Source organism: Escherichia sp. E1V33, from assembly GCF_004211955.1.
Classification (GTDB): Bacteria; Pseudomonadota; Gammaproteobacteria; order Enterobacterales; family Enterobacteriaceae; genus Escherichia.
Genome location: NZ_RHJI01000015.1, coordinates 275,797 through 295,707, shown reverse-complemented (window position 1 = coordinate 295,707; position 19,911 = coordinate 275,797). Strand labels below are relative to the sequence as shown.

The 19,911-nt window shown below is 52.0% G+C and carries 17 protein-coding genes and 1 pseudogene; 5 read left to right on the top strand and 13 right to left on the bottom strand.

Features of this window, described 5'->3' with window-relative positions:
* Window positions 1-11: 11 nt before the first annotated feature.
* The 10 genes and pseudogenes from recC to D9742_RS23700 form a co-directional block, all read right to left on the bottom strand.
* A complete protein-coding gene (gene recC, locus D9742_RS15395; RefSeq protein WP_130237479.1) occupies window positions 12-3,380 on the bottom strand; it encodes an exodeoxyribonuclease V subunit gamma in 3,369 nt (1,122 codons plus the stop codon).
* A gap of 12 nt (window positions 3,381-3,392) precedes the next feature.
* Window positions 3,393-3,716, bottom strand: a complete 324-nt coding sequence (locus tag D9742_RS15390; protein WP_130237478.1) for a prepilin-type N-terminal cleavage/methylation domain-containing protein — start codon at window positions 3,714-3,716, stop codon at window positions 3,393-3,395.
* Complete coding sequence (locus D9742_RS15385; protein ID WP_130237477.1) at window positions 3,701-4,108, bottom strand: DUF2509 family protein; 408 nt, start codon at window positions 4,106-4,108, stop codon at window positions 3,701-3,703. The genes D9742_RS15390 and D9742_RS15385 overlap by 16 nt, the downstream gene beginning before the upstream one ends.
* Window positions 4,105-4,668, bottom strand: coding sequence for a prepilin peptidase-dependent protein (locus tag D9742_RS15380; RefSeq protein ID WP_130237476.1), 564 nt, complete (start codon window positions 4,666-4,668; stop codon window positions 4,105-4,107). The genes D9742_RS15385 and D9742_RS15380 overlap by 4 nt, the downstream gene beginning before the upstream one ends.
* Window positions 4,659-5,128, bottom strand: a pseudogene (locus D9742_RS15375) (prepilin peptidase-dependent protein). Before D9742_RS15375 ends, D9742_RS15380 begins: the two are co-directional and overlap by 10 nt.
* 184 nt (window positions 5,129-5,312) lie before the next feature.
* Entirely contained in the window at window positions 5,313-6,107 is a 795-nt protein-coding gene (thyA, locus tag D9742_RS15370) for a thymidylate synthase (protein WP_000816232.1), read from the bottom strand.
* A gap of 6 nt (window positions 6,108-6,113) precedes the next feature.
* The gene (lgt, locus tag D9742_RS15365; RefSeq protein ID WP_032239304.1) at window positions 6,114-6,989 is read right to left on the bottom strand and encodes a prolipoprotein diacylglyceryl transferase; all 876 of its coding nucleotides are present in this window, start codon (window positions 6,987-6,989) and stop codon (window positions 6,114-6,116) included.
* Window positions 6,990-7,139: 150 nt separating this feature from the next.
* Entirely contained in the window at window positions 7,140-9,386 is a 2,247-nt protein-coding gene (gene ptsP / locus D9742_RS15360) for a phosphoenolpyruvate--protein phosphotransferase (RefSeq protein WP_130237475.1), read from the bottom strand.
* Window positions 9,387-9,398: 12 nt separating this feature from the next.
* Window positions 9,399-9,929 carry an RNA pyrophosphohydrolase gene (rppH, locus tag D9742_RS15355; protein ID WP_130207736.1) on the bottom strand — a complete coding sequence of 177 codons (531 nt, stop codon included), beginning with the start codon at window positions 9,927-9,929 and terminating at the stop codon, window positions 9,399-9,401.
* A 352-nt stretch (window positions 9,930-10,281) separates the two neighbouring features.
* Window positions 10,282-10,428 (bottom strand): hypothetical protein, encoded by a 147-nt coding sequence (locus D9742_RS23700; RefSeq protein WP_276319710.1) that lies wholly within the window; start codon window positions 10,426-10,428, stop codon window positions 10,282-10,284.
* Between the two features lie 185 nt (window positions 10,429-10,613).
* Between D9742_RS23700 and mutH the strand changes: the two genes are divergently transcribed.
* The 4 genes from mutH to D9742_RS15330 all read left to right on the top strand — a co-directional run bounded on the left by mutH (window position 10,614) and on the right by D9742_RS15330 (window position 13,593).
* The gene (gene mutH, locus D9742_RS15345) at window positions 10,614-11,315 is read left to right on the top strand and encodes a DNA mismatch repair endonuclease MutH (protein ID WP_064529834.1); all 702 of its coding nucleotides are present in this window, start codon (window positions 10,614-10,616) and stop codon (window positions 11,313-11,315) included.
* A 56-nt stretch (window positions 11,316-11,371) separates the two neighbouring features.
* A complete protein-coding gene (locus tag D9742_RS15340) occupies window positions 11,372-12,085 on the top strand; it encodes a TerC family protein (protein WP_064529833.1) in 714 nt (237 codons plus the stop codon).
* Window positions 12,086-12,226: 141 nt separating this feature from the next.
* A complete protein-coding gene (gene ygdR / locus D9742_RS15335) occupies window positions 12,227-12,445 on the top strand; it encodes a lipoprotein YgdR (RefSeq protein ID WP_130237473.1) in 219 nt (72 codons plus the stop codon).
* 107 nt (window positions 12,446-12,552) lie between these two features.
* Window positions 12,553-13,593 carry an NADP(H)-dependent aldo-keto reductase gene (locus tag D9742_RS15330; protein WP_130217886.1) on the top strand — a complete coding sequence of 347 codons (1,041 nt, stop codon included), beginning with the start codon at window positions 12,553-12,555 and terminating at the stop codon, window positions 13,591-13,593.
* A gap of 32 nt (window positions 13,594-13,625) precedes the next feature.
* Here D9742_RS15330 and lplT read toward each other — a convergent pair whose 3' ends face one another.
* On the bottom strand, window positions 13,626-14,819 hold the full coding sequence (lplT, locus tag D9742_RS15325; RefSeq protein ID WP_130237472.1) for a lysophospholipid transporter LplT: 1,194 nt from the start codon (window positions 14,817-14,819) through the stop codon (window positions 13,626-13,628).
* Complete coding sequence (gene aas, locus D9742_RS15320; RefSeq protein WP_130237471.1) at window positions 14,812-16,971, bottom strand: bifunctional acyl-ACP--phospholipid O-acyltransferase/long-chain-fatty-acid--ACP ligase; 2,160 nt, start codon at window positions 16,969-16,971, stop codon at window positions 14,812-14,814. Before aas ends, lplT begins: the two co-directional genes overlap by 8 nt.
* 585 nt (window positions 16,972-17,556) lie before the next feature.
* Between aas and galR the strand changes: the two genes are divergently transcribed.
* Window positions 17,557-18,588 (top strand): HTH-type transcriptional regulator GalR, encoded by a 1,032-nt coding sequence (gene galR, locus D9742_RS15315; RefSeq protein ID WP_130237470.1) that lies wholly within the window; start codon window positions 17,557-17,559, stop codon window positions 18,586-18,588.
* 6 nt (window positions 18,589-18,594) lie between these two features.
* On the opposite strand, the gene lysA is transcribed toward galR, so the two are convergent.
* Window positions 18,595-19,857 carry a diaminopimelate decarboxylase gene (gene lysA, locus D9742_RS15310; protein WP_130237469.1) on the bottom strand — a complete coding sequence of 421 codons (1,263 nt, stop codon included), beginning with the start codon at window positions 19,855-19,857 and terminating at the stop codon, window positions 18,595-18,597.
* Window positions 19,858-19,911: the final 54 nt, after the last annotated feature.

Here is a 19,911-nt window from a genome sequence, read left to right as displayed (position 1 = left end):
TTATACAGCACTCATGACTGATTAAAGCGAAACAGCGGTAACAGGAAACGTTGCGACTGTTCAACGATTGCCTCCATTGTCTCTGGCGTTAATTGCCGCCAGAGCCGTTGATACCAGATATCGTCACCTTCTCCACGCACCATCATGTTGCCTTCGTAAGCCTGAAGGAATTTCGTACGGGCTTTTTGCAAAGTGGAATCGTCATCCAGCATGGCATCGTTTTGCGCGTCATAACAGGTTTTTAGCCACGCGCCGCCACTTTCAGGTAACACCAGCAACGGCGCGGACATTCCTTCACGATACCCCTCAATCAGTTGTGAGAGGTAATGCAAAGCCTGTTCGGCTGCAAGCGGCGGAAAACGCCACTCGCCGTCTTTGCGTAGAAAAAGGCGACTTTCACCATTGCCACCGCTGGCACAGTAGACAAGGTGTTCCAGCCAAAGTTGCATTCCCTGCGCCACACTTAATAAAGAGGGACGCCAGCGCAACAGGCCATCCGGCTGCACCTGCGGCAACCAGCCAGTTATCTGCACACCGTTGCAGGCGAGATCAATTTCCATACTCTGCCCCGGCTGGCGACAGGCAATGACTCTGTCGGCAAGCTGCTGCATCTCCTGGCACTGCGTTTCCCAGAAAATTTCACCAAAAGCGCCGTACGGTAAATCCCCTGCCGCCCGGAAGCGGCGGAACAAACGTTCGGCATCATCCTGCTCAACCAGTGCATTCAATAACTGCTGATTGATTTGATAACGGCTAAGCCCTTCCAGAATAAATGGCTCGGTGTCGGGGATTTCGCTGTCTTCGGTACGGAAGTTCACCTGCAAACGCATCTGGAAAAATGCCCGCACCGGATGCGCCCAGAATCGTTGTAGCGTCTCCAGCGGCACGGTTTCCGGCAAGGTAAACGGCAGCGGCTGAACAAATTCAGAATGCGCCTTACCAGCCTGGCTGGCCGCAGGTAGCCACTCGCGCGCATAGCTTTGTAAATTACCGGGCTGGTAGTTTTGCGGGTCAAACGGCATCCGGGTATGGAGGCAAGTAAGATGCGCTTTTACCTTTGCCTCGCTTTCATCACAGTTAAGCGTTTCATCGCCCGGTAAATAATGGCTTTGCCCGATGTAGTCGATCAGTTCCTGCACCAGAACCGACGGGAATCGTTCGCTGTTATCCTGAATAGAGCGGCCGATATAGCTGATATAGAGTTTTTGTTGCGCGGATATTAACGCTTCCAGGAACAGATAACGGTCGTCATCACGACGGCTGCGGTCACCACGCTTCGGTTTCTGGCTCATCAGGTCAAAGCCCAATGGTGCAAGCTGGCGTGGGTAAACTCCATCGTTCATTCCCAGCAGGCAAACCACTTTGAATGGGATGGAGCGCATCGGCATCAGAGTACAAATGTTGACTGGACCTGCGAGAAAACGCTGGCTGATACGTTCTTGATCCAGGCGTTGTGCCAGTTCATCACGCAACAGCGATAGCGGCACTGCGTCTCTATACTGCGCACCTAAACCTTCGGCGATAATCGCCTGCCATTGTTGTTCGATCAGCGTCATCGCCGCTTCGGTTTCCGCATCCGGCAGGAAGAAGGCATTGAGCATATCGCGGCAAACCGGCAGCCACTCTTCCAGCGGACGCTCCTGCGCCAGCCCGCGACGCCAGATGTTTAGTTGCATTAGCAGTGACGCCAGGTGCCCTACCAGTTCTGCAATTAAGCCGCTCGATTCATCATAAGGTAGAACCGATTGCCACTCGCCCTGCGCGCTCTCCATCGCGTAGCCCAGCAACATGCGCGTCAGGCCAAATCGCCAGGTGTGTTGTCCGGTGGCGGGGAGTTCCAGCTCGCGAACGTTGTCGTCATCTATGCCCCAACGAATGCCGGATTCGTTGACCCACTGGCGCAAGTAACGCAGCCCTTCTTCGGTAATGTCAAACCTCGCCGCCAGCACCGGCACATCCAGTAATGCCAGCACGTCTTCCGACACAAAGCGGCTGTCAGGCAACGATAACAGGCTGATAAACGCTTCAAGTACAGGATGCGACTGCCGCGCCCGACGGTCGGAAATAGCATATGGCAGATATCGATCCGCTGGCGCACTGCCAAACACGGCCTGAATAAACGGACTGTAGTTGTCGATGTCGGCCACCATCACGATGATGTCGCGCGGAGTGAGTGTCGGATCTTCTTCCAGCATCGCCAGCAGGCGATCGTGCAAAACTTCAACTTCACGTTGTGGGCTGTGGCAAACATGGAAGGTTATGCTGCTATCCTGCGGGTCAAGCGGGCGTTTGTTATCACTACGGGAAAACTCTTCGAGGTTTACGCCCGCAACGGCGCGGTTTTCCAGTTCCAGAATGTCGGACTGTATGTTATGCAGCAGATTGTCTGGCGTGACGTCGACAAAGGCGTCCAGCTCCTGACTGTTCTCCAGATCGGAAAGAAGATAGATGTAGTCGCGCCCCAGCTTACCCCAGGAGGCCAGCAGCGGGTTGCCGACATCCTGTTCACCGTCGCTGTTAAAGAGCTGTTCGGCATTTTCGCTATCACGAAACAGCGGCAATTCGCGATCTTCAAAACTGTGTCGACGCTGGCGGGTCAGCAGTTTCGCCAGATAAGCAGGATCTTTAATATCGCCCCAGTAATAACGGCAAGGGTTGGTAAACAGGAGATGGATTTCAATATGTTTACCCAGCGCTTGTAGCGCCTGTAGATAAACTGGCGGTAACGCGGAAATACCGCATATAAAGACGCGCGAAGGTAAGCCAGGTGGACAGGTCGTCGCAGACTCCAGTGTTTCGATAAAGCGTTGATAGAGATTGGCACGGTGCCAGCGCGGTTGCCCGAGTTCATGGGTATATTCCACCAGCGCCTTCCACAACGGCGCTTGCCAGGCCTGAGCTTCTCCAGGCCCCTCTACCAAATGTCCCGCTTCCCACTGCGCCAGCCAGTCCGGACGATAGACCAGATATTGGTCAAACAGGTCAGCCGCTTTTGAGGAAAGCTGAAACAGTTTTCGCTTGTCGCTATCGTCAGTCAGGTAATGACGCAATAGTGTAAAATCTTCGCGATCCAGCAGCTGCGGCAGCAGAGTCATCAGTTTCCAGCTCATACTCCGCTTGTTAAAGGCACTCTCTTTGGGGATCTCCGGTAATACACGGACAAACATATCCCAGATAAAGCTTGCAGGCAGCGGAAAATCAATGTTTGCCGCAATGCCGAACTTCTGCGACAGGGTCATTTGCAGCCACTGCGCCATACCGGTACTTTGCACCAGAATCATTTCTGGCTCGAAAGGATCGTCCAGCCGTTCGCGTTCGACAATAAACTCCATCAACGCTTCCAGTACGTCCAGACGATTGGAATGGTAGACCCTTAACATAGCGGCTCCTGACTACTGACGATTCGGGCAATGCAGGCGGGTCATCTCGCCTTCTCTGCCCCCGGGTGAAACTAGCGTAACGCTGATGCTGACACATCCCGCCTGCGATGTCTGCATTCGGTTGAGCTGCCAGTTTGCAGGTGGCGAAATCGCGCGCAGTTGTGTTTGCTGCCAGGCGTGCCGCCAGAGTTGTTGGTACTGGTTTCTGCTGGCGAGACTGGTGCTTAATGTTCGCTGGTAACCAGATAACGCAGTGACAATCATCACCATCAGTACCATTGCCAACATCACCTCTGGCAGGCTAAAACCTTGCTGATTCTTCAGGGGAACTGACATAACGCCTCCTCTTTCAGCGGACAAAAATCACTCCAGCCATGTGGCGAAAAAACGATATTCCCATCGATAACTTCACCCATTCGCCATAATGAAACGCCCTCATAACCGGCTATTAGCAATGCCCCATTATCCTCAAGTATTCGCAGGCAAGCTCGAGCACCAGTTGCGGCGTATTGCGAACACTGAACAGCTTGCTGTACCTGCCAGACATGCATTTTCCCCCACTCAAGCGCCGACTGCACAATGGCCTGACGGCGCAATGACTGGCTTTCCATAGTCACGCGAGAGGCAAAACTACGATCCTGCTGGCTCATTCCTTGTAACAGTACGCTGCCTAAAACCAGCAGCATCAGGACCAGTGCCAACGATGAAACACCCTTTTCGCGGTTCACAAGTTGAATCCTGTCACGCTATAGCTGGCATCCACCACGGTTTGCGAATCAGCCTTGCTGGCAGCGTGCATATTAACCGTCAGCACCGGTGCGAAACCGCTGTTATCCTGTCGGGTAACCTGAAAAGTGTCGATAACGACGGCATCCGGGTTGGTCAATTTATCCCAGCCTTTACCTTCACAGGATGTCGTGCCGCGTAGTGTTTCCAGGACATTGTCTTTTAGACGAAATCCAATCTGGTCGGATTCTTTTCCCGGCTCATGCTCCCAGATGCCGTTACTGTTCGCATCCCACTGCACAATGATGCAGTCACCCTGCCCAACAATTTTCAGCCCTTCACCAGGGCAGGTTCCATGACAATAACCTGCTCTCTGGAGATGCTTCGCGACGGTAAATACCCGCAGCCAGATTTCATCTTCCAGCGCCAGCTTGCGAGTGGTAATCAAACTTTCACGCTGTAATGCAGGCAGAAATCGCGCAGCTCCCAGTAGCAGTACGCTACTGATTGCCATAGCAATCAACACTTCCAGCAAGGAAAACCCTTGCTCTTTTATAAGCATCCTTCTGTTTCTCCTTGCTGACAAAGCCGGAGCCTTCCCCATGGCGAAACCACCAACCACCACTCGCCCGCTGAATTTTTGAAGCGAATATGTCCAGCCATGCAGTATTGCGTAGGCCAAAGAAAGCAAGCGAAGGCGTCAGGTCGCTCATTTCGACTTCGGGCCAGCGAGGCACAAAGACTAGTGGTGAACTGCCATGACAGGTATTCGCCCCAGCGGCGGCACTCACAAGACACCATGACGCGCCCTCCCTGATGACACTGATACTGTGGTCGCGGTTATGCCAGTTGGCATCCTCACGTAAATAGAGCAAATAGTCCCGCGCCTGGCTGGCGGTTTGCCATAGCCGTTGCGATTGCTGCCAGTACTGCCAGCCATAGAGTCCACTTGCACTAAGCATGACCAAAATCAGCATCGCGACCAGCGTTTCAATCAGCGTATAACCACGTTGTTTTTTCATGCCGGCAGTATGGAGCGGGGAGAAAAAAAGACGAGTGCCAGTTTCTATTTCTTCGGCGCGTCTTCCGGACTATTTACTCTGTTGCAGGGTGTTGCAAAATTTCGGGAAGACGTCTCGAAGAATTAAACTGAGGATAAAAAAAACCGACGCACACTGGCGTCGGCTCTGGCAGGATGTTTCGTAATTAGATAGCCACCGGCGCTTTAATGCCCGGATGCGGATCGTAGCCTTCAATCTCAAAGTCTTCGAAACGGTAGTCGAAGATGGATTCGGGTTTACGTTTGATAATCAGCTTCGGCAACGGACGCGGTTCACGGCTTAATTGCAGATGAGTTTGATCCATATGGTTGCTGTACAGGTGCGTGTCGCCACCGGTCCAGACAAAATCACCCACTTCAAGATCGCACTGTTGCGCCATCATATGCACCAGTAACGCGTAGCTGGCGATGTTAAACGGCAGCCCCAGGAAGACGTCACAGGAGCGTTGATAAAGCTGACAAGAGAGTTTGCCGTCTGCGACATAGAACTGGAAGAACGCATGGCATGGAGCCAGCGCCATTTTATCCAGTTCCCCCACGTTCCACGCCGAAACAATAATGCGGCGGGAGTCCGGGTCGTTTTTCAGCTGGTTCAGCACTGTGGTTATCTGGTCAATATGACGTCCATCCGGTGTTGGCCAGGCGCGCCACTGTTTGCCATATACCGGGCCGAGGTCGCCGTTTTCATCAGCCCATTCGTCCCAGATGGTGACATTGTTTTCATGCAGATAAGCAATGTTGGTGTCGCCCTGCAGGAACCACAGCAGTTCGTGGATGATGGAACGCAGGTGGCAACGTTTGGTTGTCACCAGCGGGAATCCATCCTGCAGGTTAAAACGCATCTGATGACCAAAAATGGAAAGCGTTCCGGTTCCGGTACGGTCGTTTTTCTGTGTGCCTTCGTCGAGCACTTTTTGCATCAGTTCTAAATACTGTTTCATGGTTCCTCAGGAAACGTGTTGCTGTGGGCTGCGACGATATGCCCAGACCATCATGATCACACCCGCGACGATCATCGGGATGGAAAGAATTTGCCCCATGCTGATGTACTGCACCCAGGCACCGGTAAACTGCGCGTCGGGCTGGCGGAAAAACTCAACAATGATGCGAAACGCGCCGTAGCCAATCAGGAACAAGCCAGACACGGCTCCCATCGGGCGCGGTTTACGAATATACAGGTTGAGGATAATAAACAGCACCACACCTTCCAGCAGCAGTTCGTACAACTGTGACGGGTGGCGAGGCAGCACGCCGTAAGTATCAAAAATGGATTGCCACTGCGGATTGTTTTGCAGCAACAGAATATCTTCAGTACGGGAGCCCGGGAACAGCATGGCAAACGGGAAGTTCGGGTCAACGCGGCCCCACAGTTCACCGTTAATAAAGTTGCCCAGACGCCCGGCGCCAAGACCAAACGGAATGAGCGGTGCTATAAAATCAGATACCTGGAAGAAGGAACGTTTGGTGCGGCGGGCGAAGATAATCATCACCACAATTACGCCAATCAGGCCGCCGTGGAAGGACATGCCGCCGTCCCAGACGCGAAACAGATACAGCGGATCGGCCATAAACTGCGGGAAGTTGTAGAACAGAACATACCCAATACGTCCGCCAAGGAAAACGCCAAGGAAGCCCGCATAGAGTAAGTTTTCAACTTCATTTTTGGTCCAGCCGCTGCCCGGACGATTCGCCCGACGAGTTGCCAGCCACATAGCAAAAATGAAACCCACCAGATACATCAGGCCGTACCAGTGAAGCGCAACGGGTCCTATTGAGAAAATGACCGGATCGAATTCCGGAAAATGCAGATAGCTACTGGTCATCTGTCACCACAAGTTCTTGTTATTTCGCTGAAAGACAACAGCGATTGAAATGCGCGCCGCAGGTTCCAGGCGCTCCAAAGGTGCGAATAATAGCACAAGGGGACCAGGCTGGTTGCCGGATACCGTTAAAAGATATGTATACGATCCGCGCTATAGCCCCCCGCGGATCAGCCCGCCCATACCGCGACGCTCCATAAATGCTGCAACCTGATGACGAACTTCGGTCGCCAGTTGCGCTTCCAGACTACGCTGCGCAAGGTTTTCCGCTTCGGCAAAATCAATTCGCCGCAGCAAATATTTTACGCGCGCGACAGAACGCCCGTTCATAGACAAATGGCGGTATCCAAGCCCAATGAGGATCGCTACGCACATGGGATCTCCCGCCATTTCGCCACACAAACGGAGATCTATCCCTTGCGTTTCCGCTTCCCGGGCGATCATTGCCAGCGCGCGCAACATCGCTGGATGCAGGCTGTCATAAATGTTCGCAACTCGCGTGTTGTTACGATCAACAGCCAGGATGTATTGAGTCAGATCGTTGGTGCCAACAGAGATAAAATCGACCCGGTTTGCCAGATGCGGCAGCATAAACACCATCGATGGCACTTCCAGCATGATACCGATACGCGGTTTCGGGATCGCATAGCCGATCATCTCCTCGACTTCACGTCCGGCACGTTCAATCAGGCGGCGTGCTTCGTCAACTTCATCGAGGCTTGTGACCATCGGCAATAAGATGTTCAGGTTGCCCGTTGCTGCATTGGCACGCAGCATCGCCCGCACCTGGATCAAAAAGATCTCCGGCTGATCGAGCGTAATGCGGATCCCACGCCAACCCAGACATGGATTCTCTTCGCTGATCGGCATGTAAGGCAGTTGCTTATCAGCACCAACATCCAGCGTGCGCAGCGTGACAGGCTTATCATTGAACATTTGCAACATGCCCTGATATTGCGCCACCTGCTCTTCTTCCGACGGGAAACCGCTTTGCAGCATGAAAGGAATTTCAGTGCGATAAAGGCCGATGCCATCAATGCGGCTGCCCAGTTTTTCTTCATGTTCCGGGCTTAAACCCGCATTGAGCATGACTTTAATGCGCTCACCGCTTTTTAACTGTGCGGGTAAATTGACGTCATCTTCCGCCAGACGGCTTAGCTCATTTTCTTCGCTAATTAGCCGTTGGTATTCTTGCTGCAGCACCGGTTCCGGGTCGACCAGTAATTCGCCGCGATAACCATCAACAATCAGCGTCCGATGATGCAGTACTGAAGGTTGAATGTCCGCCCCCATAACGGTAGGAATACCCAGCGCTCGTACCATAATCGCAGCATGAGAGTTGGCCGCACCATCGCGCACAACAACGCCGACTAAGCGATCCTGGGGCAACTCCGCAAGGGTTGTCGCCGACAATTCATCTGCCACCAGAATGAAACGTTCTGGCCAGGCGTTTGCCCCCTGATTCGCATCATCAAGGTGAAACAGCAACCGCTGCCCCAGCGCACGTAAATCGCCAGCGCGCTCTTTAAGATAGTTATCACTTAGCGCGGCAAACTGTTCAGCAAATTTTTCAATTACCGTTTTCACAGCCCACTCTGCGACCGAGCCTTTATCCACCTCGGCAAACAGTTCACGACGCAAACGGGTGTCGGAAAGCAGGTGTGAGTAAAGATCGAAAATGGCCGCAGTTTCTTTCTGTGCCCCAGCAGCAAAGCGTTTGCTGTAGCGACGAAATTCGTTGGCTGCCTCTTCCAGCGCTCCGGTCAGTCGTTCGCGTTCCAGAGCCGGATCCAGCGTTGATGCCTGATACACCTGTTCCATTAAAGGTAAAGTGGCATCCTGCCAACCTTCGGCAATAGCCACGCCGGGTGCGGCCGGTAATGCGCGGATTCGCGTCTGGCGGTATTGCCCGAATAAGGCAGTCAACTGCGACTGGGAAAGAATGGCCGCCATCTGGGTGGCGAGCGTCACCAGAAAGGATTCTTCGCTTTCATCGTACTGGCGCAGCTCTCGTTGCTGGACCACCAACACGCCAAGCAATTGGCGACGCTGAATAATCGGAACACCTAAGAAGGCACGAAAACGCTCTTCTTTTACGGAGGGGACATATTTGAAGCTGGGGTGTTTTTGCGCATCCGCAAGGTTTATCGGTTCCGCCAGCCTGCCAACCAGGCCGACGATCCCTTCATCAAACGCAAGCGTTACAGTGCGACCTCGCGGTTTTTTTAACCCCCGGGTCGCCATCAGGTAGTAACAACGTCGGTCGTGATCGGCAAGGTAGACCGAACAGACCTCGGTATCCATCGCAAGACAGATGTCGGTAACCAGAATATTCAACGCCTCGTTAAGGCGGGGAGCACTGGCTACCTTTTCGACTATTTCGCGCAGGCGAGTGAGCATAATTGGCGTGACTTAACCTCTTTTACGTCGATAAGTAGATGCGTTTTGTGGTTTAGGCGTATTGTCCTGTAGCGCCATCACAACACTCGCAAACTCTTTCATTACCCTGCGGTAGACATCACGTTTAAATGACACCACCTGTCTGACCGGGTACCAGTAACTTACCCAACGCCAGCCGTCAAACTCTGGTGTACTGCTGGTTTGCATATTGATTTCCGCATCGCCGCTCACCAGCTGCAAGAGAAACCATTTTTGTTTTTGGCCGATACACACCGGCTTCGTGTCCCAACGCACCAAACGTTTTGGTAATTTGTAGCGCAACCAGTTACGCGTTGAAGCAAGGATTCGAACGTCTTTGCGGCTTAATCCTACTTCTTCAAACAATTCACGGTACATCGCCTGTTCTGCGGATTCTCCGGGGTTAATTCCGCCTTGCGGAAATTGCCAGGAGTGCTGACCAAATCGACGGGCCCACATTACTTGCCCCTGACGATTACAAATCACGATACCTACGTTTGGGCGGTAGCCATCGTCATCAATCACCGGACTACCTCAAAATAAAACTTTATATGCGAATGATTGTTTCATACTCCTGGAAGGCGGTAAACCACTCTCTGCAAGGCATTACACACTAATAACAATTGAATAACTCACAGTTAAGTGCAGAGTTATAAACAGCAGAGGGGGAACATCACCGTTTTTATTCACCTTTTCTGTGGATAGAGTTGTGAAGAAGTACGGAATTACTGCGGGAAAACCCAGAGCATTCTGAACAAGCTTAATTCAGGCAATACAAAATAATAATTAATAATCAATGAATTATAAGCTTAATTCGCTACCAAACAGGTAAATTCGTGACCTGCATCACACTCGCCACATACAAGGTGGTGAAAGATCAACCAATGTCGTATTTATCCACAGAATGTGCCAATAAGTTAAGCACCGCACCACCAAAAATTGGAGTTTCGTCGCACGTCAAGGCTGTAAATGGAAACAGTAGTGAGGGTTTTTCACAGTTATCCCAGCTTTCTGTGGATAACATGGTGTAAGATCCTGTTTATTTTCAGTGACCAGATTTGGAAAACCTGCCCATACGTTGCGCAACGTGGTCATCTTAAGCCTAAAAAGCAATATAAATCATGAAATTGAATACCACGCGTGGAAAAAGTTACACTTGGTATATCCGGTATAAAATTGCTGCTCAATTTTTAATCAAGGTGTAACACCATGCTCCAGCCCCGCCCATTGCTCTCTCCGCCAGAAACTGAAGCGCAGTTATTTGCGCAAGCACAGCAACTTTCCGGTTACACACTGGGTGAGCTGGCGGCACTTGCCGGGCTGGTTGCACCGGAGAATTTGAAGCGCGATAAAGGCTGGATAGGCGTGTTGCTGGAAATTTGGCTTGGCGCAAGCGCAGGCAGTAAACCTGAACAAGATTTTGCGGCCCTCGGCGTAGAGCTAAAAACGATTCCTGTGGATAGTCTTGGCCGTCCTCTGGAAACCACTTTCGTTTGCGTGGCACCTTTAACCGGCAATAGCGGCGTTACCTGGGAAACCAGCCATGTACGTCACAAATTAAAACGCGTGCTGTGGATTCCTGTGGAAGGCGAGCGCAGTATTCCTCTGGCGCAGCGGCGCGTAGGGTCACCATTACTGTGGAGTCCGAATGAAGAAGAGGAACGGCAGTTACGCGAAGACTGGGAAGAATTGATGGATATGATTGTCCTCGGTCAGGTTGAAAGGATTACCGCTCGTCACGGGGAATATTTACAGATAAGACCTAAAGCGGCGAATGCGAAAGCGCTCACCGAAGCCATTGGCTCCCGAGGTGAACCGATTCTGACACTGCCGCGCGGCTTTTATTTAAAGAAGAATTTCACCAGTGCGCTATTGGCTCGTCATTTTTTGATCCAGCACCCATCGCTTTGACCTGCCGCGTTCCGGGCATATAATTACCGCTTCATTTTTTTGGCAGGGCTTTTTTGATGTTATTTGCATGGGTAACCGATCCTAACGCCTGGCTTGCGCTCGGTACGCTGACGCTGCTGGAGATCGTTCTTGGGATCGATAATATTATTTTCCTCTCGCTGGTGGTGGCAAAACTACCTACAGCACAACGTGGCCACGCGCGACGTCTGGGTTTGGCAGCGGCGATGGTCATGCGTCTGGCACTACTGGCGTCTATTGCCTGGGTGACGCGTCTGACGAATCCGCTTTTTACAATTTTCAGTCAGGAAATTTCCGCACGCGATTTAATTTTGTTACTCGGCGGCCTGTTCCTTATCTGGAAAGCCAGCAAGGAAATCCACGAGTCCATTGAAGGCGAAGAAGAAGGGCTGAAAACTCGCGTTTCATCATTCCTCGGCGCTATCGTGCAGATTATGCTGCTGGATATTATTTTCAGCCTCGATTCGGTAATTACCGCTGTAGGCCTGTCAGATCACTTATTCATAATGATGGCAGCAGTGGTGATTGCTGTAGGCGTGATGATGTTCGCCGCGCGCTCAATTGGTGATTTTGTCGAACGCCACCCTTCGGTAAAAATGCTGGCGCTCTCTTTCCTGATTCTGGTGGGCTTTACCCTGATTCTGGAAAGTTTCGACATCCACGTTCCGAAAGGTTACATCTACTTCGCGATGTTCTTCTCTATTGCGGTTGAAAGCCTCAACCTGATTCGCAACAAAAAGAATCCGCTCTGATATTCCGTTCGCTCTCCTGCGGGAGAGCGTTCGCCCAGCTCTCTTCCTCACAGTTTAAGATTTTCCTGCTTTCATGATATATAACGTCAGATTATAAACAGTCTATTATCATTAATGGGCAAAATAGGTGAGGATGACCGGATGAAAAGATGGGCAGTATTAATTTCTGCAGTCGGACTGGCATTTGCCGTTTCCGGCTGTTCCAGTGATTACGTCATGGCGACCAAAGATGGTCGTATGATTTTGACAGATGGAAAACCGGAAATTGATGATGATACCGGGCTGGTGAGTTATCACGATCAGCAAGGTAACGCTATGCAAATAAACCGTGATGATGTCTCGCAAATTATTGAACGTTAAAAAATAAGGTCAGCATCCGGCTGGCCTTAAGATTTTTCTCTTTCCCTTTTCCCTTCCCTCTGCCATTTTTATATTCCTTATGTCGTGATTATAAAAAGGAAACGGCTATGCAATATCACCGTATACCCCACAGCTCGCTGGAAGTCAGCACGCTGGGGCTTGGCACGATGACGTTTGGTGAACAGAACAGCGAAGCCGACGCCCACGCACAACTCGACTATGCCGTTGCTCAGGGCATTAACCTTATCGACGTTGCCGAGATGTACCCGGTACCACCACGTCCCGAAACTCAAGGGTTAACCGAAACCTATGTCGGTAACTGGCTGGCAAAACATGGCAATCGCGAAAAGTTAATTATCGCCTCTAAAGTGAGCGGACCGTCGCGTAATAATGACAAGGGGATCCGCCCGGATCAGGCACTGGACCGGAAGAATATTCGCGAAGCTCTGCATGACAGCCTCAAGCGTTTGCAGACTGATTATCTCGATCTCTATCAGGTGCACTGGCCACAGCGGCCCACCAACTGTTTTGGCAAGCTCGGTTATAGCTGGACAGATTCTGCGCCTGCAGTTTCGCTGCTGGATACGCTGGACGCACTGGCAGAGTACCAACGCGCGGGGAAAATTCGTTATATCGGCGTGTCGAATGAAACCGCATTTGGCGTAATGCGCTATTTACATCTCGCGGATAAACACGACCTGCCGCGTATCGTCACCATTCAAAACCCCTACAGCTTGTTAAATCGCAGCTTTGAAGTGGGCCTGGCAGAAGTCAGCCAGTATGAAGGCGTCGAGTTACTGGCCTATTCGTGTCTGGGGTTTGGCACGTTGAGCGGGAAATATCTCAACGGCGCAAAACCGGCTGGCGCGCGCAATACGCTCTTTAGCCGCTTCACTCGCTACAGCGGTGAGCAAACGCAAAAAGCCGTCGCGGCGTATGTTGATATAGCCAAACGTCATGGTCTGGATCCTGCTCAAATGGCGCTGGCCTTTGTGCGCCGTCAACCGTTTGTTGCCAGCACTCTGCTGGGCGCAACAACGATGGAGCAGCTGAAAACTAACGTCGAAAGTTTGCATCTGGAGTTAAGCGAAGACGTGTTGGCAGAAATTGAAGCGGTACATCAGGTTTATACTTATCCGGCACCGTAAAAATTAACGCCGGGTAAAACCGGCGTTAAATATTAATGACGGCGTTGCCAAATCCACAGCGCCGTTATTGCCAGCGCAAACAGTGCACCAAAGCCAATACCAATTGGCACAACCGGAATACCCACCATTACCGCCAGCGAGTAAATTCCCAACATCAGCAGCATGGCGCTGTTTTCGCCAAGGTTTTGTACGGCAATCGCATTCCCCGCCCCGACGCTTTTTTTGCCTCGCTCCTGTAGCAACGCATTAAGCGGTACAACAAAAAAGCCGCCCAGCACGCCAATCAACATCAGCAAGGCATAGGCTGGCAACAGTTCGTGTTGCAGGGAGAAAATCAGCACCACCACGCCAATCAAAATGCCGGCTGGCATGCAGCGAGATACGGTTTCCAGAGTGACCAGTTTTGCTGCCGCCCCTGCACCAACCACGATACCAATCGCCACCATCGCGTTGAGGTAGGTCGGGGTCGCGTTATCGGTAATGCCCAGCGCCACTGGCACCCACAGCACCAACAGGAAACGCAGCGTGACGCCCGCCCCCCAGAATAAACTGGTGCCCACCAGCGAAAATCGAGTTTCACCGTTGCGCCATAATACGGCGCAAGCAGAGATAAAGCTGCGGGCCATGTTGATGAGATTCCACGACTGTCCCGGACGTGCCGCCGCCAGTTTTGGAATGTAGAGATTTGCCGCTACCGCGCCAGCATAAGCCAGTGCACAGGCCGCCAGCGCAGCAAGAACATGCCAGTCCGCCAGCACGCCACCGGCTACGGAGCCGAGCAAAATCGCCGCAATGGTGGAGGCTTCCATCAAACCGTTAGCTTTCACTAACTGATTGCCAGTAGTTAGCTCGCCAAGAATACCGTATTTCGCCGGAGAATAAGCCGCTGCACCAACGCCCACCAGCGTATAACCGAGAAACGGATTAATGCCAAAACAAATACTGGCAGCGCCCAGCAACTTAAGGCCGTTGGCAAACATCATTACCCGGCCTTTCGCAAAGCTATCCGCCACCTGACCGACAAACGGCGCAAAGAGAATGTAAGCACCCACAAACACCATTTGCAGGATTGGTTGACTCCAGTCCGGGTAGAACTGCGCTTTCAGTAACGCCAGAGTGGCAAACAGCAGCGCGTTATCGCCAAAGGCAGAGAGAAACTGCGCGGCGATAACCGCTTTCATTCCCTTCGACCATAGCGAAGTATTAGTGTGCACTGACTCACTCATCGTGTTTTTCCGCTTCGTCTACCCAACTTTTCAACGTGACAAAGTCTGGCTTACCGCTGCCCAGTAATGGCATCTGTTTCAGATAGCGAATGTCACGCGGTACGGCAAGTTCCGGTACGCCGTGCTCGCGGGCGTATTGCTGTAGTTTATCGCGCGTCAGTTCGCCGTCTGTAGTGAATAGTACCAGCGCCTCGCCTTTACTGGCGTCGCTCTTAATCGCGGTGGCATGGACTTTATCTGGCGAAACACCAAGTGCCAGTTGTTCCACCATTTCCAGTGAAACCATCTCTCCGGCAATTTTGGCGAAGCGTTTTGCGCGGCCCTGAATCTGCACAAAGCCCTGCTCGTCAAAACGCACAATATCGCCAGTGTCATACCAGCCGCGCTCCATCTCACCGTGGATGTTCTCAGCCGTTGGCACTTCCAGCACGCCTGGTTTCTCTACCCGCAGGTAGCCGTTCATTATGTTCGGCCCTTTTAGTTGCAGGCGACCGCCTTCTTCAATACCCGGAACCGCCAGCAGACGAGCATCCATCCCCGGCAAAATACGCCCGACAGTGCCAGGTTTCGCTGCCATCGGTACGTTGATGGACACTACTGGCGCGCATTCAGTCACGCCGTAGCCTTCAAGAATACGCAGGCCAAACTTATCCTGCCAAAGTCGTTTGGTGCTTTCTTGCAGCTTCTCCGCGCCAGCCACCACATAGCGTAGACGATAGAAGTCATACGGGTTGGCGAAGCGCGCGTAATGGCCCAGGAAGGTCGAAGTGCCGAAAAGCACCGTACAACTGCGGTCATACACCAGTTCAGGCACAATGCGGTAATGCAATGGGCTGGGGTAAAGGAAGACTTCTGCGCCCGTCAGGAGTGGCGTAAACAGGCCAACAGTTAAACCAAAAGAGTGAAACAGCGGTAACGCCGACATAAAGCGATCGTTGGTAGTGAAGTCGGCGATAGTTTTAATCTGCTCGACGTTCGCCAGAATGCTTTTATGGCTATGGACAACGCCTTTCGGATGGCCTTCAGAACCGGAAGTAAAGAGGATCAGCGCCTCTTCTTCTGGCTGCTGTTTTACCTGTGCCAGACGCGGCATCAACAGATGGGCGAAGATCCACACTTTGTCGATAGTGGTGACGTCCGCTTTTAAATCTTCCAGATACACCCAGCGCACCTGAGTCAGCTGCTCCGGCAGATGCCAGAGTTTGCCTTTGTCGAGGAACTGGCGGGAAGTGAAGATTGTTTTGATTTCGGCGGCAGTAATAGCACTGGTCAGCCCTTTTACCCCGGCGGTGTAGTTCATCATTGCCGGAATACGGCGACGGGCGATGGCCCCAAAAATCACCGCCGCGCTAATGCCCGCATTGGGCAGCATTAAGCCGATTCTTTCCCCTTCAACGCTATATTTTTCGAGGATGCGACCAACAAACAGTGTTTTAGTAAGCAATTTGCGATAGGAGTCTGGGGTAAAGTTGACGTCTTCGACACATTTCTTCCCGGCTCCAAAGCGATACATTGCGCTCAGTAAAGATTCGTACAGCGTTTCACGCGGGCGCACCGCCATTCGCGCTTCCATCATAATTTGATGCAGCATTTCACCAGCGATTTTACGGCGGTCGCGGGCGCGCGGCGCATCCGGCATCGGCACCTGCGTGGGAGGCAAAATATGCAGATGAATTTGCGGGAACAAGCGCCGTTTAACCAGACCTTTCAGGCGACTAAAGTGCGTAAGCTCCGCCCCTTCAATTCGTACCGGAATGACCGTCGCGCCTGACTTCGCCGCCACAAAACCGGCGCCATCGTAGATTTTCATCAGCGAGCCGGTGGTTGTGATGCGACCCTCCGGGAAAATCACTACCGGACGGCCTTGTTCCACCAAACGAACCAGGTGTTTGATGGCCATCGGCTGAGTCGGATCGAGAGGAACGAAGTCGATAAATGATTTCAACCAACGCATATACCACTGCTGGCTGATGGAGGTGTAAACAGCAAACACCGGGCGAACGGGTAAAAATAGCGCCAGCAGAATGCCATCAATAAAAGAGACGTGATTGGGCGTAATAAGAACGCGCTCGCCCTTCAGCGCCTGGGTGTCACCTGTCACGCGAACGCGGTACAGAGCAAGGCACAAATTTCGAAAAAAGCTAAAAAGCATTTCAACTCCCTTTGCTCATTATTCATTAAATGCGAATGCGGTGAGATTACACGAGATGAAGAGATCGAGCGACAGTAAAGTCGGTGCGAAAAAAAACCTGCGCATCCGCGCAGGTTGGTGCAAGAGACAGGGTACGAAGAGCGTACCGAATAATCTCACCAATCAATACCTCTGGGATCTTGATTGTGGTCCGCACGACGACGCTTCGCCAGCGAGAAAAAGCAAAGGAATGAAGGGAAATGCAACGAGGTGTGTAAATTGTCGGTTACTGTTACAGATTTGCGACAGGCAAAAAAAACCTGCGCATCTGCGCAGGCTGGTGTAATTCATGTGCTCAACCCGAAGTTGACTTCACCTATCAATACCTCTGGGATCACCACTTTATCAACCTGTAGACAAATGCCACCAGCAGTCAATCGCAACAGCGTTTCGCAAAGTGTAACCAAAGGTTTGCAATCTCTTTTTTTTCTTACTTATTACCGTTTCGCGCACACTCCTCACGCTGAAATCACAACGCCCCTTGAACCAACGGGCGTTTTCCGTAACACTGGCAGAATGTAAGCGTTTACCCACAAAGGTATTTTCATGGCGACCATTAAGGATGTAGCCCGACTGGCAGGCGTTTCAGTCGCCACCGTTTCCCGCGTCATTAATAACTCTCCAAAAGCCAGCGAAGCTTCTCGTCTGGCTGTGCATAGCGCAATGGAATCTCTGAGCTATCACCCGAACGCTAACGCCCGCGCGTTGGCGCAACAGACCACTGAAACAGTCGGACTGGTCGTTGGTGATGTTTCCGATCCGTTTTTCGGTGCAATGGTGAAAGCGGTCGAACAGGTGGCTTACCATACCGGTAATTTCTTATTAATTGGCAACGGTTACCACAACGAACAAAAAGAGCGCCAGGCCATTGAGCAGTTGATTCGCCATCGCTGCGCCGCGCTGGTCGTCCATGCAAAAATGATCCCGGACGCCGATTTGGCCTCATTGATGAAGCAAATACCCGGTATGGTGTTAATCAACCGGATCCTTCCAGGTTTTGAGAATCGTTGTATCGCTCTGGACGATCGCTACGGTGCCTGGCTGGCGACACGCCATTTAATTCAACAAGGTCATACGCGCATTGGTTACCTCTGCTCTAACCACTCTATTTCTGATGCCGAAGATCGCCTGCAAGGATATTACGATGCCCTTGCCGAAAGCGGTATTCCGGCTAATGATCGGCTGGTGACTTTCGGCGAACCGGATGAAAGCGGTGGCGAACAGGCGATGACTGAACTGTTGGGAAGAGGCAAAAATTTCACCGCCGTGGCTTGTTATAACGACTCAATGGCGGCAGGTGCGATGGGCGTGCTCAATGACAATGGGATTGATGTACCGAGTGAAATTTCGCTGATTGGTTTTGATGATGTGCTGGTGTCACGCTATGTGCGCCCACGGCTGACCACGGTCCGTTATCCAATAGTGACAATGGCGACCCAGGCTGCCGAACTGGCATTGGCGCTGGCGGATAATCGCCCCCTGCCGGAAATCACCAACGTCTTTAGTCCTACGCTGGTACGTCGCCATTCAGTTTCAACACCGTCGCTGGATGCAAGTCATAACGCAGCCAGCGACTAGCCGCGATTAAAGCAACTCGAGCGCCAGTAATTCCTCAATGGTCTGGCGGCGGCGAATCAACCGTGCCTGACCATTATCAAACAGAACTTCTGGCAACAGTGGACGACTGTTGTAGTTAGATGACATTGATGCACCATATGCGCCGGTATCATGTAGCACCAGATAATCGCCGGTCTTCACTTCCGGTAAGGCGCGGGTTTCGACATTTCCCCCTTCCTGCTGGGTAAAGACATCGCCCGATTCACACAATGGCCCTGCGACAACGGTTTCCACCGTTGGCGCATGTTCAAGAGAGCGACCATCAGCCGCCAGCGCGCTAATATGGTGATAACTGCCGTACATTGCCGGGCGCATCAGATCATTAAATCCAGCGTCAACCAGCACAAAGTGGCGACTCCCCATTTGTTTGACGCTCCGCACTTGGGTAATTAACACACCAGACTGCGCTACCAGGAAGCGGCCCGGTTCGATTTCCAGTTTCACATGGTGACCGAGATGGCGGGCGATTTGCTCACGCGCGGCATTCCACAGACCATAATAATGTTCAGTATCAACCGCCTCTTCTCCCTGCTGATACGGAACAGAAAGCCCGCCCCCCGCAGAAATAGCCTGTAAATCCTGACCAAAATCGACAACCTGACGCACCATCGCGCCACACACCTGCTCCAGATGCGCATAATCAACACCAGAACCGATGTGCATATGAATGCCGACCAGTTGCAGATGATGACGTTGTATGACTTCCAGCGCGGCCGGAAGATCGGTATACCAGATGCCGTGCTTGCTGTTTTCGCCACCGGTATTGGTTTTTTGGCTATGACCGTGACCAAAGCCCGGATTAACGCGCAGCCATACCTGATGCCCTGGCGAAACCTGGCCAAGTTGGTCGAGCATATCAACTGAGCCAGCGTTCACTGGAATTTTCAATTCACTGACGCGCTCGAGGGTCGCCTGATCGATAACATCCGCAGTAAAAACAATGTCATCGGGATGCGTCTGCGGATTATATCCCGCCGCCAACGCGCGTTCGATTTCCCCCAATGAGACGGAATCCACTTTCACGCCCTGCTCGCGCATTAAGCGCAAAATATGAATATTGGAACAGGCTTTCTGCGCGAAGCGCACCACATCAAATTGTTTCAGCGCTGCAATCTGCCGACGGATAATTTGTGCATCGTAGACCCACACCGGGCAACCGAATTCTGCTGGCAAGCGCAGCAGATTTTCGGCGGTGAGATCGGTATCAGTGCTGAACAGTGAATGTGGCATAACAAACTCCGAATAAGTGCTTTTTTATGATTACGCCACATCATAAAAAGAATA